The organism is Novosphingobium sp. PASSN1 (genome assembly GCF_002278815.1).
Genome location: NZ_NKIS01000024.1, coordinates 1 through 16,978, shown reverse-complemented (window position 1 = coordinate 16,978; position 16,978 = coordinate 1). Strand labels below are relative to the sequence as shown.

The 16,978-nt window shown below is 59.3% G+C and carries 19 protein-coding genes; 13 read left to right on the top strand and 6 right to left on the bottom strand.

Annotation, left to right across the window (positions count from 1 at the left end; genetic code table 11):
* The first annotated feature begins 3 nt into the window (after nt 1-3).
* The 4 genes from CFE35_RS21880 (at nt 4) to CFE35_RS21865 (ending at nt 1,924) form a co-directional block, all read left to right on the top strand.
* Complete coding sequence (locus CFE35_RS21880; RefSeq protein ID WP_366557137.1) at nt 4-114, top strand: transposase domain-containing protein; 111 nt, start codon at nt 4-6, stop codon at nt 112-114.
* Between the two features lie 40 nt (nt 115-154).
* Nucleotides 155-655: a hypothetical protein gene (locus CFE35_RS21875; protein WP_292933949.1), complete on the top strand. Its 501-nt coding sequence runs from the start codon at nt 155-157 to the stop codon at nt 653-655.
* 43 nt (nt 656-698) lie between these two features.
* Nucleotides 699-1,028, top strand: a complete 330-nt coding sequence (locus CFE35_RS21870; protein WP_292933947.1) for a hypothetical protein — start codon at nt 699-701, stop codon at nt 1,026-1,028.
* 311 nt (nt 1,029-1,339) lie between these two features.
* On the top strand, nt 1,340-1,924 hold the full coding sequence (locus CFE35_RS21865) for a site-specific integrase (RefSeq protein ID WP_292933945.1): 585 nt from the start codon (nt 1,340-1,342) through the stop codon (nt 1,922-1,924).
* A gap of 344 nt (nt 1,925-2,268) precedes the next feature.
* Here CFE35_RS21865 and CFE35_RS21860 read toward each other — a convergent pair whose 3' ends face one another.
* From CFE35_RS21860 to CFE35_RS21835, 6 genes are all read right to left on the bottom strand, one after another.
* Nucleotides 2,269-2,568 carry a helix-turn-helix domain-containing protein gene (locus CFE35_RS21860; RefSeq protein ID WP_292933943.1) on the bottom strand — a complete coding sequence of 100 codons (300 nt, stop codon included), beginning with the start codon at nt 2,566-2,568 and terminating at the stop codon, nt 2,269-2,271.
* A gap of 254 nt (nt 2,569-2,822) precedes the next feature.
* Nucleotides 2,823-3,182: a hypothetical protein gene (locus CFE35_RS21855; RefSeq protein ID WP_292933941.1), complete on the bottom strand. Its 360-nt coding sequence runs from the start codon at nt 3,180-3,182 to the stop codon at nt 2,823-2,825.
* A gap of 70 nt (nt 3,183-3,252) precedes the next feature.
* Complete coding sequence (locus CFE35_RS21850; RefSeq protein ID WP_292933940.1) at nt 3,253-4,350, bottom strand: hypothetical protein; 1,098 nt, start codon at nt 4,348-4,350, stop codon at nt 3,253-3,255.
* 330 nt (nt 4,351-4,680) lie between these two features.
* Nucleotides 4,681-4,944, bottom strand: coding sequence for a ribbon-helix-helix domain-containing protein (locus tag CFE35_RS21845; RefSeq protein ID WP_292933938.1), 264 nt, complete (start codon nt 4,942-4,944; stop codon nt 4,681-4,683).
* Between the two features lie 188 nt (nt 4,945-5,132).
* Nucleotides 5,133-5,855 carry an acetoacetyl-CoA reductase gene (gene phbB, locus CFE35_RS21840; protein WP_292933936.1) on the bottom strand — a complete coding sequence of 241 codons (723 nt, stop codon included), beginning with the start codon at nt 5,853-5,855 and terminating at the stop codon, nt 5,133-5,135.
* Between the two features lie 111 nt (nt 5,856-5,966).
* On the bottom strand, nt 5,967-6,779 hold the full coding sequence (locus CFE35_RS21835) for a hypothetical protein (RefSeq protein ID WP_292933934.1): 813 nt from the start codon (nt 6,777-6,779) through the stop codon (nt 5,967-5,969).
* Nucleotides 6,780-7,186: 407 nt separating this feature from the next.
* Between CFE35_RS21835 and CFE35_RS21830 the strand changes: the two genes are divergently transcribed.
* From CFE35_RS21830 to CFE35_RS21790, 9 genes are all read left to right on the top strand, one after another.
* Nucleotides 7,187-7,573 carry a DUF3576 domain-containing protein gene (locus CFE35_RS21830; RefSeq protein ID WP_292933953.1) on the top strand — a complete coding sequence of 129 codons (387 nt, stop codon included), beginning with the start codon at nt 7,187-7,189 and terminating at the stop codon, nt 7,571-7,573.
* A gap of 67 nt (nt 7,574-7,640) precedes the next feature.
* Nucleotides 7,641-10,313, top strand: coding sequence for a leucine--tRNA ligase (gene leuS, locus CFE35_RS21825; protein ID WP_292933933.1), 2,673 nt, complete (start codon nt 7,641-7,643; stop codon nt 10,311-10,313).
* Between the two features lie 55 nt (nt 10,314-10,368).
* A complete protein-coding gene (gene lptE, locus CFE35_RS21820) occupies nt 10,369-10,797 on the top strand; it encodes an LPS assembly lipoprotein LptE (RefSeq protein ID WP_292933951.1) in 429 nt (142 codons plus the stop codon).
* A gap of 37 nt (nt 10,798-10,834) precedes the next feature.
* Nucleotides 10,835-11,869, top strand: a complete 1,035-nt coding sequence (holA, locus tag CFE35_RS21815) for a DNA polymerase III subunit delta (protein ID WP_292933931.1) — start codon at nt 10,835-10,837, stop codon at nt 11,867-11,869.
* Nucleotides 11,870-12,068: 199 nt separating this feature from the next.
* On the top strand, nt 12,069-13,502 hold the full coding sequence (locus CFE35_RS21810; RefSeq protein WP_366557170.1) for a sugar transferase: 1,434 nt from the start codon (nt 12,069-12,071) through the stop codon (nt 13,500-13,502).
* 204 nt (nt 13,503-13,706) lie between these two features.
* Nucleotides 13,707-13,988 carry a hypothetical protein gene (locus CFE35_RS21805; protein ID WP_292933929.1) on the top strand — a complete coding sequence of 94 codons (282 nt, stop codon included), beginning with the start codon at nt 13,707-13,709 and terminating at the stop codon, nt 13,986-13,988.
* Between the two features lie 382 nt (nt 13,989-14,370).
* On the top strand, nt 14,371-15,690 hold the full coding sequence (locus CFE35_RS21800) for an O-antigen ligase family protein (RefSeq protein ID WP_292933927.1): 1,320 nt from the start codon (nt 14,371-14,373) through the stop codon (nt 15,688-15,690).
* A 103-nt stretch (nt 15,691-15,793) separates the two neighbouring features.
* Nucleotides 15,794-16,486, top strand: a complete 693-nt coding sequence (locus CFE35_RS21795) for a polysaccharide biosynthesis/export family protein (RefSeq protein WP_292933925.1) — start codon at nt 15,794-15,796, stop codon at nt 16,484-16,486.
* Nucleotides 16,487-16,499: 13 nt separating this feature from the next.
* A partial coding sequence (locus CFE35_RS21790; RefSeq protein WP_292933923.1) for a Wzz/FepE/Etk N-terminal domain-containing protein occupies nt 16,500-16,978 on the top strand: 479 nt, incomplete at its 3' end.

The window sequence follows — 16,978 nt, the reverse complement described above, 5'->3', positions numbered from 1 at the left end:
AAGCTGAGCGGCATCAATCCGCATACCTGGCTGACGCAGGCGCTCGGAAAACTGGCCAACGGTCATCCAGCAAACAGCGTCGGCGAACTCATGCCATGGACCGCCGTGGCCTGAGAACAGCGCTTACCTTGAAGATTGGCATGCTCCCTTTGCCGTGACGCTGCCCTTTCGCCAGTGCGTGACCGTTCCCTGCGGCAATATGGATACGCGGGTCTGGTTGACCGAGACATTCGCCGTGCAAAACCTCCGTCACTTCCTCAACAAGCTTAACCGGAGTGTGCTGGGGAGGTCAGCGATCCGGTATGGTCAGGGTGTAGGCTGCGTTCCTGTCCTTGAGGGGGGCGGATCGACGCGACTCCATTATCACGCCATTATCGATTGTCCGCGACCGGACCATGTCACGAACTTTCCGCTGCTCATCGCCGATCACTGGCGCTCGACACAGTGGGGACATTGGCAGGTCGACTGCCAAGCCGACCCAGACGATGGTTGGCTGAAATACATCACAAAGTTTCGGGACAAGCCCAGCTTTGCCGATGCCATCGATTGGGCGAACCTGCGTCTACCGAGATCGCTGGGTACAGACCCCTTTCACACGCCCAATCCGTCATACATTCGATCAGAGGCCTGCACCGTGCGGCGTCTTGATCCTTAGATATACTCAAAAAACGCAGAATATTTCAAATGAGGAGAATTTTATGGAAGATATGAAGTTAATTAATTTCAATGCGTCAGTCGGCACGAGAAGACGATTTGATGCAATCTGCCACGCCAGTGGCAGAACGAGGACGTCAGTCCTCGTTGAACTGATGACCAATTACATCCTGCATGAGGGTAAGCGACTCGCTGACCGCCAGAAAGAGCTTGGTGACTTGGACATGCGGTTTCAGGAATCCCTGGGTCTGAAAGGTTCTAACACTCAGATGGAGACCTATCACCGATCCGTCCCTTCCCCTCGGCAGACATGGGGAGACAGGGAGTTCGACCTACCGGAACCAATCTTCTCCGACGGTCGGGAGGTTTGGTGATGCTGTCCAAGGTCCAAACACCCAGAACGAAGCAGGAGCTGATCAAGGCTCTCCAATCGGCATCGATCCAATCGGTTACCGTGTACGAAGGGTCCGATTTGAACCTTCTTCCTTCCAAAATGGATTTAATCCGTCAGAAATCATCGGTCATCGTTGTTCGGGGCTAGGTGATTATATTTTCTATGAAATATAATCAGTCGGGATAACTCCTTGGTTTTCATGGACCTTCTGAACGGCCTGATCCGTGGCTGGATTTTACTGATGAGATTATCATCGAAATCCATGCAAAAATAATCAGTTAGGTCGGGGAAATGGGTCTCGGAAAGCAGGCGAAGGTGCTGAACCAGAAACAGGTCGATGCACTGCACCATCACGTTGGAAACCTCCGCAACGGCCTCCGCAATCAGGTGATCGTCCTGCTCTCGGTGAAGGCCGGATTACGCGCGAAAGAGATCGCCGCTTTGCGCTGGTCGATGGTGCAGGATGCTTCAGGGCAAGTCGGTGATGCGATCCATCTGACCGACAAGGCATCCAAGGGCAAATCAGGTCGGGTAGTCCCGCTCAACCGCCAGCTGCGCAGCGCACTGGTGATCCTATTTGAGTCGCAGGTCCACTCTGTCACGGATTACGTCATTCAGACCGCTCGGTCTGATCATACATCAGCGCAGGTAGTCGTGAATCTGTTTCGCCGCTGGTACGCCGATCTGGGACTGCTGGGCTGTTCGTCCCATAGCGGTCGGCGTACCTTCATCACCAATGCCGCCAGAAAGATCTCGACCGTCGGCGGATCGCTGAGGGATGTGCAGTCATTGGCAGGGCATTCTTCGCTCCAGACTACGCAGAAGTATATAGAAGGTCACAGTGAGGCAAAGTTCCGCCTTGTGGATTTAATATAGTCTCAAACTAAATTTTTCTATCGGCCGATGTGAAGGAAATAGTCAAAAATTATTTTGTTAAATCGTTAAGGGAAATTTTTCATACATAATTTGAATTGTTTTAGGATTTAAATCATGCATCCATTTTGGATGAAAAAATTGTTGTTTTTGATTAAATTAATGTCTCTTTTTTTCACGCCTCCAGTCGCCTAAAGGTGACTTATATAAGCTCCTCTTACAAAATTTACATTTAGAAACAAAAGTTGATCCCAAGTGCCTTATTGATTTCCCATCCCTTTCATGAACGCCAATCAGGCATAAAGTGAAAATTCTTGCATATTTGAAAGCAATTTCTTTCAAAATTTTCATAAATCACCGATGAGAATGTTGTTTATGGATTCCAAGAATATTTTCCCTTTTTCAGGAGAAATCTTGTAGAATTTACTGCGGCCATCTTTAGGGTCGGAGCGTGAGGTTATATGCCTCGCTAACGATAGCGTTGAAAGCGTTCTTGATATGGTTGGCTGGCTCGCTTTTATATATTTATATAATATCCCGGCATGCTTTTCACCGTCTAATAGGAGCAATAATATTTGACCTTCAACAGTAAAAACATTGCTCAGATCTCTTATTATTTGAGCATTTGAGCGGTATGGATCGTGCATAAATCTCGCCTAAGCCATAAATCTCCATTAAGATTGTTGAATCAAAAATTTCTACAAAAATTTATTATCATAAAGAGATTATTGTAATTCAACTGACGGCAAGATATTACGCGTTAATAGTTATATAGGTTCAAATTTTTACTGGCTTTTGCTTATATTTGCTTACAAAATAGTAAGCATTTGGACTTATTTCCCAATGGGGCGATGGCCCAATTATTGGCCGAGTTCGCAGAAACAGCCAATCACCAGTGAGCTTAGCTCTTAGCAAATCGAGCCCGAATTGCCTTCGAAGCGACCTCGATCTCACGGTCAAACGCACCGCTAAGCACCATGCTGCGCACTTCGGCGAACACGGCCTGGGCATGTTCAACGCTATCGGCCTGAATGGCAGACATTCCCTTTTTGAACTCGAGGGGATGGCGTCCGTACCTGACCTGTACGAGGTAGGTCCCTTTGTCATCGATCCAGACCCACGATGTGCGGGGCAGCATCCCGTCTTTGGCGGTCTGCAAAAGCGCAATCTGCTGGTCGATTCGCCGTACGAGACGCTGACGCCGCTGCACGGTCACATCGACGGCTTCAGGCTTTTGGGCGGCGACAAACTTGAGTTCCATGATCACATCTCCGTGGTTGATGTGATCATGGTCGGCTCAGCCCGATACGACGGCCACTGGATTGGGCAGTCTAGCTCTGACCGCCGAACTTTTGTAGATTGATGGCCATCTCTCGGCTGAGCGGCAGCCGCCGAGCGTAGAAGCGTTCGATCTGCTCGACCGAGGTTCCCGCATTCTTGGCGAGGTTGAAGATGTTCACCTCCCCGTGTGAAAGGATCAGCCGCATACAGATGGCCGTGTGCCGCAGGGAGTAGATCGTATACTTGATCCCTGCTGCTGGATCGTCCTTGATCCCTGCTTCATCGAGAACCACTCGGAACTGGCGTTGCACATTCCGCGCGGCTGTCTCCCTGTTGAGATATTGCGGATAGAACAGGTAGTCGTCGGGCTTGGCATCAGGGTAGCGCCGACGGATACGTTCGTAGACAGGGACCGCACCTGGCATCGAGTTTGCCACACGGTATCCCGTCTTTCCCGCTCTGACGGTAACGAGCAGCCGCTTTGGATCATCAGCAACGGTGATATCCGAATGCTTCAGCGCATAAACCTCGGAGACCGTGGGCCTGAGGAATGAGTGCGTAAGGAACAAGGCCAGATCGTAGAGTTCGTCGGTGATCGGCAACCCTCGCACCTCTGTCCCCTTGCCGCCAAGGTCTTTTGCTGTCTGGATCACCCTTTTGTAGAGGTCATCCTTTTTTGCCACCAGCGGATGGAACGGGAAGTAGGACCTAGGCGCATCCTTCTGCCTAGCTCTGGGCGTGGCCGGGACGGCATCGATCACTCCATCATCTCGTGCCACCTTTAAGACATTGCGGAACGTGGATGTCAGAATGTTTCTGGTAGAGGTGGACAGATCAGGACGATCCGCTTGGATCTTCTCCATGGCCTGTTGATAATCCCGGGTGCGGATTTCCCGCACATCCTTCGCACCGAGTTGACGATAAAGGCCCCAAGCCTCGTTTTCGAGGCAGTAGCGTATGTCACGGGCATAGTTGGTGTGCCGTTCACCGTTGGCTACCATGCGGTCAGCCTTCTGGATCATCCGTTTGCCATAGGCCTCAAACGTGAATTCACGTTCGACCCGTTTGACACTGCCTCGGAGGTCAGCGGCAATCTCCTCCGCAGCCAGCCTAGCCTTGATGCGGGACGTCTCCTTGGTCGAACGCACTACATACTTCTTCGTCCGTGTGTCCCGCACACGGCATTGCCAGTAGGGACTGGCTCCAACCTTGTAGATTGCGATGCCACGAGAGATCAGTATGATCTCCTCCGAAAGGGCATTCCTGCTTTTTGCAACCATATGAATCCAATGGCTTTTATCGATCCTTGATGGAAATATAGGCTCGGTTGCAAAAAGTGTAAACAGGTAGTCTAAACTAGCTTGTAACACATTGAAATATATAGTGTGTGCGAGACCTTTTAATCAGTAGGTCGCTGGTTCGAACCCAGCAGGGCTCACCACATTTTCGATGTGTGGCATGTTGGCGTTGTAGAGCGTTCACGCCTGCTCCGCTCTTTCCGGAAACGCCGCCTCCAGCGCCTGCGCTGCCAGCCATAGCCGGATTGCGCCCGCTAGGCCGGGCGGCGTTTCCGCGCGGATGCGCTCTGCATCGATGCGGGCGACCAGCGCGTTGATCGGAATGCCGTCTGCCTCGGCGATTCGCCGCAGCCAATCCCAGAACAGCGGTTCGAGACTGATCGAGGTCTTGTGACCGGCAATCTCGACCGAGCGCTTTACGGGCGGGTGATAAGGTGTGGGCATCGCGGAAGGATACGAATTATTGGGGGTGGCGGGCAAGGGCGCGCGCCCATAGATCAAGCCGATGATCGGCGGCTACGCTACCGAAACTGTCCGACTGTTTCGGAGCATTTCGGCTCGAAAGTTCCGGCTCTACCATCGGCCATGTTGGAGCGCGGCCCCGCCCAATCATAAACGGGGCCGCCACGCCTTCAATACATGTGCTGGCCGCCGTTGATGCTCATGGTCGAGCCGGTCACGAACGCGCCGTCCTCGGACGTGAGGAACGCGACGCCGCGCGCAATCTCGTCCGCCTGGCCCAGCCGGCCGACCGGGATCTTGGCGACGATCTTTTCCAGCACCGGCGCGGGCACGGCGGCAACCATGTCGGTATCGATATAGCCCGGCGCGATGGCGTTCACGGTCACGCCGTACTTGGCGCCTTCCTGCGCCAGCGCCTTGGTGAAGCCGTGGATGCCGGATTTGGCCGCTGCATAGTTGACCTGGCCGTATTGCCCTGCCTGCCCGTTGATCGAGCCGATATTGACGATCCGGCCCCAGCCGCGCTCACGCATACCGGGGAACGTGGCCTTCGCCATGTTGAAGCAGCCGCCGAGGTTGATGCGCATCACCTCGTTCCAGTCGTCGAAGCTCATCTTGTGGAGCACGCCGTCGCGCGTGATGCCTGCGTTGTTCACGACGATATCGATGGGGCCGACTTCGGCCTCGATCCGCGCGCACATTTCGATGGTCGAGCCATGATCGCCTACATCGAAACGGTATGCCTTGATGCCGGTACGCTCGGTAAAGGCACGGGCCTTTTCATCGTTGCCCGCGTAATTCGCCACAACCGTGCGGCCCTGGGCCTGAAGTGCAAGGGAGATGGCTTCACCGATACCCCGGGTGCCCCCGGTCACCACTGCAACACGCGTCATCGTCTTCTCCCTCACAAAACCAGGAGAGACGGTAATCGCAAGCCTGCTGGCGGACAAGCGCTTAGGCAGCAGTCATACGACTGCGCGACAATAGCTTTCAGTAAAGAGAAATCAGAACCGGAACTGGGTGCCGACGTAAACCGCCTGGCTGTCCTTCTTGCCGTCCGTCAGAGGGCGGAGCCGGTCACGCTCGGGCGAATAGCGAATGCCCGCAGTCACATCGAGGTTGCGGGTGAGGCGATAGCTGCCGCCCAGATCGACCTGATAATCGCCCTGGCCTTCGAACGTGCGCGGGGCACGGCCCATCCGCTCACGCGCATCGAGTTCGATGCGCGGAGCAAGGCGCGCCGGCACACTGCCAGCCGAAGCAAAGCTTTCCTTGCGGCCGATGGCGCGCAGATCAGGCATTTCCAGCCGCTGGATATCAAGCCGTGCGCTATCGCGCGAGAGGCCCGGCGTGGCTGCAAAGCTTTGATACCCGCGGGCAACGCCGAGGTTGTAGACCATCGGCGCAATGCGAACCGGCGCAGCGCCGGGTGCCGTGGCACCAGCCGGCAGAGCCGACCGCACGACGAGATCCTGCGCACCGATATCGTTGACCCGGACGGCAACGGTGACCGCGCGATCAGGACGGTTGTCCATCCCTGCAGGGGTAAAGCGGAACAGGCGGCCATGGCTGGCGGTCCGTTCACCAATCTGCGCCGCGATCTGGGACACCAGCTTGAGATCGACCGAAGCAGGCGTGAACGAGCCAATGCCACCACGCGCCGAGAGGCTGACCGGTGACGAAGCGAAGCCGCCCGTCAGCGCGCTGCCAAGCGCCGGTGCAGCAACCATGCCGAGCAGGGCGCAGCCGAGCAAAGGCAGCACGCGCGCACGGACGGATCCGCGCGATTTTGCTCCCTTGACACCCTTGCCGCTCATGGTCAGCCCGAACTTTCTGTTTGCCGGAGCGCGTGGGGTTTGCCCCCTTACGAATCCGACCTCTCGACTCTGTAAGCAGGACATACGGTGCCCCGTAGATAATTTCCAGTAGCACAACGATTTTCTGACCATTTCAGCCTTTGAATCGCCAAACCTGTTGCACGCAGCCCACAGGCACTCGGTTGGCCTCGGCCGTGACACGATCCATCCGCGGCCGCATGGCAGGGCGATCCACAACATTCTATTGCCCTTGCGGCGCGCGGCGCCGGGGTGATAGAGCGCGTCCGGCATGGCGCCCGATCGGCGCGGATTTCATGGACAGGACGCAAGTGACCACACGCCCCAGCATCTCCACCACGTTCGCCCGGGGTATCGCAACCGGCCTCCTTGTCATCGCCGCAACCGGGATGGTCTCAGGTTGCAGCCAGAAACCGCGCCCCAAGCTCGATCTTGCCGCCAGCAAGGTGACGACGATCGGCGTGAACGCCTACCTGTGGCGCGCGACGCTGGAAACGCTCTCGTTCATGCCGCTGCTGCAGACGGACAGCAACGGCGGCGTGGTGGTGACCGACTGGTACGCCAATCCGCGCAATCCGGGTGAGCGGATGAAGCTGACGGTTTCGATCCTCGATCAGGACTTGCGCGCCGATGCCCTGCGCATCGCAGCCAGCCGCCAGACCAACCAAGGCGGCAACTGGGTCGATGCCCCGGTGCAGGCTGCCACGGTGCAGAAGCTGGAGGACATCATCCTGACCAAGGCGCGCGATCTGCGCCGCCAGACCGTGCGCGGTTGATTGCTTACCACTGATTGAACGCCTGCGAACGGTTGCACGGCTTGGTGCTGCTCCCTAGAGGAGCGGCATGACTTCCGAGCGCCCAGACTCCATTCGCCCCGAACCGAACCGCTTCGATCCCGCAACGGCTGACACGCGCTGGCAGCACGTGTGGGACGAACGCCAATCGTTCCGCGCCGACGATGCCTCGTCCAAGCCGCGCAGCTTCGTGCTGGAGATGTTTCCCTATCCTTCGGGGCGCATCCACATCGGCCATGTGCGCAACTACACGATGGGCGACGTGCTGGCCCGCTACAAGCGGATGCGCGGCTTTGAAGTGCTGCACCCGATGGGCTGGGACGCGTTCGGCATGCCCGCCGAAAACGCCGCGATGGAAAAGGGCGTTCACCCCGGCGGCTGGACCCGCGCCAATATCGCCAACATGAAGGCGCAATTGAAGCGCCTCGGCTTCGCGCTCGATTGGAGCCGCGAACTGGCGACCTGCGAGCCGGACTATTACGGCCACGAACAGGCGTTGTTCCTCGATCTCTACGCCGCCGGCCTCGTCTATCGCCGCGAATCGACGGTCAACTGGGACCCGGTCGACATGACCGTGCTCGCCAACGAACAGGTGATTGACGGGCGCGGCTGGCGCTCGGGCGCGCTGGTCGAAAAGCGCAAGCTCAACCAGTGGTTCCTCAAGATCACCGACTTCGCGGATGAACTGCTCGAAGGTCTCTCGACCCTCGACAAGTGGCCTGAAAAGGTCCGCACGATGCAGGAAAACTGGATCGGCAAGAGCCAGGGGCTGCAGTTCCGCTTCAAGGCGCTCGCGCCGCTGGCCGACGATATCGCAGTCTATTCCACCCGGCCCGATACGTTGTTCGGCGCAAGCTTCGTGGCCATCGCTGCCGATCACCCGATTGCGCAGGCGCTGGCCAAGGATTCGCCCGAAGCCGCGGCCTTCATTGCGCTGTGCAAGCAGGGCGGAACCACTGCCGCCGAACTCGAAACCGCCGAAAAACTGGGCTTCGATACCGGCTTCAAAGTAGTACACCCGCTCGACGAAAGCTGGCAGCTCCCGGTCTACATCGCAAATTTCGTGCTGATGGACTATGGCACGGGCGCAGTGTTCGGATGCCCGGCGCATGACCAGCGCGATATCGATTTCGCCCGCAAGTATGGCCTGCCGGTCACCCGCGTGGTGACCGATGGCGACAAGACCGATCCGGTGTTCGAGGGCAATGAGGCGTATACCGGCCCTGGCAAACTGGTGAATTCCCACTTCCTCGATGGCATGGAAGTGACCGCCGCCAAGGCCGCCGTGATCACCCGCGCCGAGGCCGAAGGCTGGGGCGAAGGCAAGACCGTGTGGCGCTTGCGCGATTGGGGCGTATCGCGCCAGCGCTACTGGGGCACGCCGATCCCGTTCATCCACTGCGAAGTCTGCGGCGTGGTGCCGGTGCCCAAGAAGCAGCTGCCGGTCGTGCTGCCGGAGGACGTGACCTTCGACGTGCCGGGCAACCCGCTCGACCGCCACCCGACCTGGAAGCACGTGGACTGCCCGCAGTGCGGCCACGCGGCGCGGCGCGAAACCGATACGCTCGATACGTTCGTCGATTCGTCGTGGTACTTCCTGCGCTTCGCCAGCCAGCCCGCCGACGCGCCGTTCGACGCCGATGGCATCCGCAAGTGGCTGCCGGTGGAGCAGTATATCGGCGGCATCGAACACGCGATCCTCCACTTGCTCTACGCCCGTTTCTGGACCCGTGCGTTGGCGCGGATCGGCAAGGTGGATGTGCAGGAGCCCTTCGCCAGCCTGTTCACGCAGGGCATGGTGACGCACGAGACATACCATTCGCTCGTGTCCTTTTCCACAAATGGCGGACGGACCATTTACCCCCCTGAATCAATTGAATTTACTGATGGACAGGCAGTACTAGTTGGGACCGGTGAACATGTTGATGTAAAGCCAGTTCAAGAAGGTGATTTTTCATTCTACGTGCCACCTAGCATGGTCGAAAAACGCGGCGACAAAGCAGTTTTCAAAGGTACAGATCACCCGATCCAAGTCGGCCGCGTCATCAAGATGTCGAAGTCCAAGAAGAACGTGGTCGATCCGGACGAGATCGTGGCGAAATACGGGGCCGACGCGATCCGCTGGTTCATGCTTTCTGACAGCCCGCCCGAGCGCGATCTGCCTTGGTCCGAAGCCGGGATCGAAGGTTGCTGGCGCTTTGTCCAGCGGCTGTGGCGCTTGTTCGGGGCGGCAGATGCGGCGGCAACCGGCGAAAACATGGCCCTGCGGCGCAAGACGCATCAGACGGTTCACGCCGTTGCGCAGGATATCGAGGCGCTGGGCTTCAACAAGGCCGTGGCGCGGATCTACGAACTGACCGCAGCGACCGAAAAGGCGGCACCTTCGGCTGATCGCACGGCGGCGATCCGTGCGCTGCTGTTGCTTGTCGCGCCGATGATGCCGCACCTGGCCGAAGAAGCGTTTGCGGCTGCTGGCGAAGGCCTCGTCGCCGAAGCCACTTGGCCCGAAGTCGACCCTGCCCTGCTCGTCGACGACGAAGTGACCGTGGCCGTGCAGGTCAAGGGCAAGCTGCGCGATACGCTGACCGTCGCGAAGGGCACCGCGCGTGAGGAACTGGAGCGGCTTGCCCTTGCTTCCGACAAAGTGCAGCGTGCGCTGGATGGTGCGGCAGTGAAGAAGGTGATCGTGGTGCCCGACCGACTGGTGAACCTTGTCGCCTAAAGCCCTGTTCCTCGCGCTGGTGCCGCTGACGCTTGCCGGCTGCGGCCTTTCGCCGATGTACGCGGGCGGCGGCCAAGGTGCGGTGGCGCGCTCGCTCGCCGGGGTGGACGTCTCTGCGATCGAGGGCAAGGCCGGCTGGCTGGTGCGCGCCGCGCTGGTCGACAAGCTGGGGGCGGGTGCCGACGGTGCGCCGCGCTACCGGCTCGACGTGCGGCTCGATGAACAGCTCCAGGGCCTCGGCCTCCTGTCGAACGACGCAGTGACCCGCGAGCGGCGCACCTTGCGCGCGCGGTATCAGCTCGTTGATCTCTCCTCCGGCGAGATCGTGCTGGACGCGACGGCTGGATCGGATGCAGGCATCGATATCGTTTCGAGCGAATATGCCGTGATCGCGGCCGAGCAGACCGCGCTCGAGAACCTCAGCCATGAAGTCGCCGATCAGATCGTGACGCTCGTGGCGACCAAGCTGCGCAAGGCGGGTTGATTCCGGTGGCCGGATTGCCCGTTCCGTCCACGGCCACATGAAGGCCACCCAGAAGAACTTTGCCGGGCAGATGGCGCGGGCAGCTGCCGAGGCCAGCGTGTTCTACTTCTGCGGCCCGGACGAAGCCGGAGCGACCGACGCTGCGGGCCGGCTCGCGGCGCTTATCGCCGGCCAGCAGGGCGAGTACGAGCGCGTCGAGCTGGCAGGTGCAGACTTGCGCCGCGATCCGGTGCGGCTGGCCGACGAAGCCCGCTCGGTCTCGTTGTTTGGAGACAAGCGCCAGATTTTCGTCCGCTGCGCCGGAGACGAGGCGCATGACGCGTTGGAAACGCTGCTTGCCAGCCCGGTGAAGGGCTGGCCGGTGATCATCATTGCCACCTCCGCAACCGACAAATCGCGCACCGCCAAGCTTCTGGCAGACCGGGGCGATGCACTGGTCACCATGTTTCATCCGCCCGACATGAGCACGGTAACGCTCGCCGTTCGGGACATGGCTGGCCCTGCAGGCCTGCGCATGACCGACGAGATGGCCGAACGCATCGCGCGTGCCGCCGCGCTCGATACGCGCATGGCCCGCAGCGAGATCGAGAAACTCGCGCTGTTTCTCGATGCCAGCCCGCAGTCTCCCCGCACGGTCGATGCTGCCGCACTCGATGCCATCGGCGCGGTCAGCGAAGATGACAGCTTCATGCCGCTGGTGAACTGCGTGCTTGGCGGTGACACCGCGCGCCTCGCCGCCGAACTGGCCCGGATGCACGAACTTGAGCTCAATCCCGTGGGGCTCCTGCTCGCGATCGAACGCCGTGCGGCGCAACTGGCCCAGCTGGCCGGGCGCTTGCGTGGGCGCAGTGACATCAACGCGTTCATCGAGCAGGAAACAGCGGCGCGCCGTGTCTTCTTTCGAGACAAGGCAGACATCGCGCATCAGCTCAAACGCTGGCGCGGACGCAAGCTTGGCCGCCTGATCGAGCGTTTGATTGCGCTTCACCGCAGCCTTCTGGCGGATAACCGCAACAGTGAAATATTGATTTCTCAGGAGCTTGCGCAGTTAACTCGGGCCGCCGCCCGCTAATCTCACCACAGTGCATCCGGCAACAGGATGAGGCTTTGCGCCAGCGCGCCAGATGCGCTTGTATTTGCGCGTCAATCTAGTACGTATTGCACCGCAGCATTCTCACCGATATGGAAGAATCCCGCCAAAAAGACTGTTCGTAATCCGGGTCGCACAACTGGAACGCATTGTTTTTGCGAAAGAACAGGTTGCTACGCGCATGACCACCCTTGAGCGAGACAGAGATACATCTGCTGCCCTCAATCGGCAGGGCGGGGGTGATTCGCCGTCGGCGCGCCGCCAGCTCAAACTGCCACTCGCGCCGTCTCTCGAACGCCGGCGCTTGCAGGCCTATCTCCTGCTGATGATCCTCGACGGCATGGTCATCGCAGGTTCGCTGTTGTTGGCGAGCCTGCTCTACATCGGCCGGGCCGATGATTCGCAGACCTTGCAGCAGATCAATCTCTTTCTGCCGCTCTACTGGAGTGGCGCGCTGTTCTGCAGGGCCTATTCCACCCAGTCCCTTACATCGCTGCGGTTCGGTCAGGGGCGTGCCGTGATGGCTATCCTGATCGCTCTCGCGCTCACCCTCTTCGTCGTATTCTTCTCGAAGTCGAGCGAGCAACTTTCGCGGGTTTCGACCGGTGTCGGCTTCATCATGATTGCTATCGGGCTGGTGTGGGTGCGGGCTGTCATCCAGCCGCTGATTCGTTCGCGTTGCGGCCCAACCGCTCAGAATGTGCTGGTGATCGATGATGGCGGTACGCCTGTGCGGGTTCCGCACGCGTGGCACATTGATACGCGCGAACACCGGCTGTCCCCTGATCGCAGCGATCCGCACATGCTGGACCGACTTGGCATGTTCATGACCAACATGGACCGGGTCATTGTCAGCTGCCCGCCCGAACGGCGCAAGGACTGGGCGATGGTGTTCAAGGGATCGAATATCTCCGGCGAGATCATCGATCCGGAAGTCCAGGAAATGGGCGTGCTTGGCGCGCGCCGTGGCAATGGCTTCGGCTCGCTGGTTGTGTCGGTCGGTCCGCTCGGCCTCAGGGCACGGGCGATCAAACGCGCGATGGATTTGGCCATTGCGGGAAGCGCGATCCTCGCGCTTGCGCCCTTGCTCATCGCCGTTGCGGCGATGATCTGGCTCGAAGATCGCGGTCCGGTGTTCTTCCGCCAGCAACGCCAGGGGCGCAACAATCGCTTGTTCTGGATCTACAAGTTCCGCTCGATGCGCGTCGAGAAGCTTGATGCTGCGGGCGCGCGTTCGGCGAGCCGGGACGATGACCGGATTACCCGGATCGGCAGCTTCATCCGCCGGACAAGCATCGATGAACTTCCGCAGCTCCTCAACGTACTGCGCGGCGACATGAGCATTGTCGGGCCTCGTCCTCATGCGATCGGTTCGCTTGCGGGCCAAAGGCGGTTTTGGGAAGTCGATCCGCGCTATCTCCTGCGGCACTCGCTCAAACCGGGCCTGACGGGCCTGGCCCAGGTGCGCGGGCTGCGCGGCGCTACCGATTCGGAAGCCGACCTGACCAATCGGCTGCAGGCGGATCTGGAATATCTCGACGGGTGGACAGCCATTCGCGACATTCGCATCATTTTTGCCACGTTTACCGTATTGGTTCATGATCGTGCGTTTTGACGATGGGCTGTGCCTTTGCCGCGATCAAATGAACGCATGTGCGAGATCGTCACCGTAACGTTGCGATTTTGTTCGGGGAGTGGTGCGTCTCAATGTTCGCAGGTGCAGCACTGAAGGATATGGCGACGCAATATTCTGGTTGAACGAATCGGAATAACTTCCTAAGGAATGATACGTAATCAAATTGGAGTGCAGACTGTGAACATGATCAAAACCGCTCTGAGTTGCGCAGTGGCGCTTGGTATTGCCCTCTCTGGCACTGTGGCTAACGCTGAAGCAATCCGGTCTGGTGCAGCTACTCCCGGCGTCGTGTCGGTCAACAAGGCTAAGCTCCTCCGCACGTCTGCGCCTGCCAAGGACGAATCGAAGGCATATGTTGGCAATGTGCCGATTGCCATCGCTGCAGCCATTGCAGCTGGTATTGGCGGCTATTTCATCGCACGTGGCAACGGAACCGCCGATGTGTTCGACAGCTCGGGCGGTTGAAGACCTCCTTGCGCGTATGACTCTTAGAAAAGGCTCGCAGTCTAAGGCTGTGGGCCTTTTTTATTGTGCATCGCATTGCGATGTATCCCAAGGCGATCCTGCGTTGAAGTTCGCAGATGGCTGCATGGAGCGCTTGATCCAGCTGCGGCCGGTTTCTAGTCTCCAACTCCGTTGATGGAGTTACACCCGCGGCGGGTTGGGGATACTGCCTCTCCTGAAGGTTGTCCTGAACGCCGGAAAGAAGGTCTCTGAGATGGCAGGCGCGCCAACAGTATCCGCGATGAGCGACATGCGCGGGTCAGCAGGTCGAACTCCGTCTCCGTCGCTCTCGGTTGACACTTCAACCGGGCGTTCGCTGCCCCTTCCCGGCACAGCGCTGTGCATGGTGATGGTCGCACTTGCGATTGGTCTTGGCGGCGGCGGAACGGTGAACCCCCAGACCGAGATGCTGCTGCAGTTCCTGATCGCGCTGCTTCTGTTGCCGCTCACCATATCCAGCAAGTGGCAACGGGGATTGGGGGCCATTCCCCGGGCCATGCTGCTGCTGGCAGGCCTCATCCTTGTTCTCCCGGTCCTGCAGTTGATCCCCCTGCCTCCCTCGATCTGGCATGCATTGCCTGGCCGCACGATCGAACTGCAATCGCTCACGCTCGTTCAGGCAGGCCAAACGTGGATGCCGCTCACCATGGCGCCGTCGCGCACGTTCGCTTCGCTGCTCGCCATGCTTTGCCCGGTTCTGCTGATGCTCCAGGTTTCGCGCCTGTCGTTGCGGGGGCGTAACTGGCTGTGTGTCACGATTACGGTCGGGGCCGTCTTGTCTCTGGTGCTCGGCGTCCTGCAACTTTCGCACACGGGTGGCTGGAGCTGGTCGCTCTACAGCCAGTTCAGCGAAGGGTATCTCGTTGGCTTTCAGGCCAATCACAACGCCGAAGCCGATTTTCTGTTGATCTCGATACTGGCCATGGGCGTGCTTGTGACGACCCGACTGGGCGATGGCCGACATCATGGGCTGACTTGGGTCGGCTTCCTGTTCATCCTGCTGGCCCTTGTCATCGGCTTGCTGATGACTGGCTCGCGCACAGGCATCGCGCTTGGCTTGCCGATACTCGCCTTGCTGGGCTTCATGCTCTGGCCGATGCTGCGTAACAAGAAGACCGCCCGGTGGGGGCTTGGCGGGATCGTCGGAGCGCTGGTGATCGGAGGCGCGGCGATATCTCAGCTCCAGTCAGTGCAGAAAGTCATCGCCAGATTCTTTCTGACGAAGGAAGCGCGTTGGGATCTGTGGGCTGATACCTGGTTCGCCATCCATCAGGTCTGGCCCATTGGCAGCGGCATCGGCACGATCGTGCCGATGCTGGAGGCGGCCGAGCGGCTGGACGTGGTCGACCCGTCAAGGCCTGTTCGGGCGCACAATGATTGGCTCGAATGGATCCTGGAAGGCGGCCTGCCCGGGGTCATCCTGCTGGGTCTGGTCATCATCATCATCGCCACGGTCGCGATCCGCGCTTTTATGGAAGCGAGCCGCGCTGGCTCACCCCCGGCCCGCCGCGCGCAGGTTATCTTCGGCTGCGGGGTGCTGATCGTGTGCGGCTTGCATTCGATCGTCGATTATCCGCTGCGCAGCATGGCACTCGCAACACTGGCTGCCATCGCTGTGGCACTCCTTGTTACGCCTGCCGCAGTGCAGCGAAGTTCATCGTAAGGCTTAGGTTTTGCGCGGCGTGATCGGATGTTGCGCTGTTTCATGGAAGCTGGCATCGTCGTTGGATACCGGCAGATAAATACGCAGAAGGGCATATCGCAAAGTGCAGAAAACCGGGGCCCTCTTCCTGTTTCTCCTCAGCACCAGCCTCGCCGCTTGTTCATCGCAGCTTTACGATGCGTTGCCGACGCGGGATGCTGCTTATGCGATCATGCCGCCAATTGACCGAGCGGTGGTGCCCAAGCAGTATCAGATCGCGCCGGGCGATATTGTTTCACTGTCTGTATTCGGTGAGCCTGATCTTACGCTCGAGAAGCTCCCGGTCGATGATGCTGGTTTCATTCAGGTTCCGCTGATCGGCGCGGTGAGGGTGGCGAGCTTGACGCCGGCCGAGGCGTCGACGCAGATTGCGGCGCGTCTTGGTGCGCAGTTTTTACGCAACCCGGACGTCACGCTCAACGTGATCGAACAGACCGGGCAGATGGTGACCGTGGAAGGCCAGGTCGCGAAGGCCGGGGCCTATCCGGTCGACGGGCAGACCACCTTGCTCGGCGCCATAGCGCTGGCGCAGAGCCCGACCCGGATTGCCAAGCTGGACGAAGTGGTGATCTTCCGCACCATCAACAGCCAGCGCATGGCAGCGCGGTTCGATTTGTCCCGCGTGCGTGCTGGTCGGGATCCCGATCCCCAGATCCTGGGCGGCGATGTCGTCGTGGTCGGCTTCTCGCAGGCCAAGTCGATCTATCGCGATGTGCTTGTGGCGGCTCCTCTCTTCAACGTTTTCACTCGCTTCTAGACTCGGCGGTATTGTGCAGCAGATCACCAACTCTTCCACCCCGGCCGAGAAAAGCTTCGATCCGGATATGCGCCTCGCCGCAGGTGCCTACGGGGAAGACGATGCGTATCAGGACGGTGATGCTGGCTTCGATGTCCGGCAGTTTCTGACGATCCTGCGCGCAAACCTGCTGGTGATCAGCATCATCATTGCCGCCTCGCTTGCCCTCGCCGTGGTTGTGACCATGCTCCAGACCCCGCGTTATACTGCTGAGACAACGCTGCAGGTCAACGATCAGTCAGCACAGGTCCTCGGCAAGCAGGATGATATCTCGCAGGATCCGGTGGTCAGCTCAGCCGATACCGAACGTTTCCTGCAGACGCAGGTCGATATTCTGAAGAGCCGCACTCTCCTCGAGCGGGTGGCGCAGAAACTGCGCTTGATCGGGAACCCGCGGTTCTATGATGCCATGGGCATGCGTCAGCCCGCCGGCGATCTCAGCCGGGGCGAACT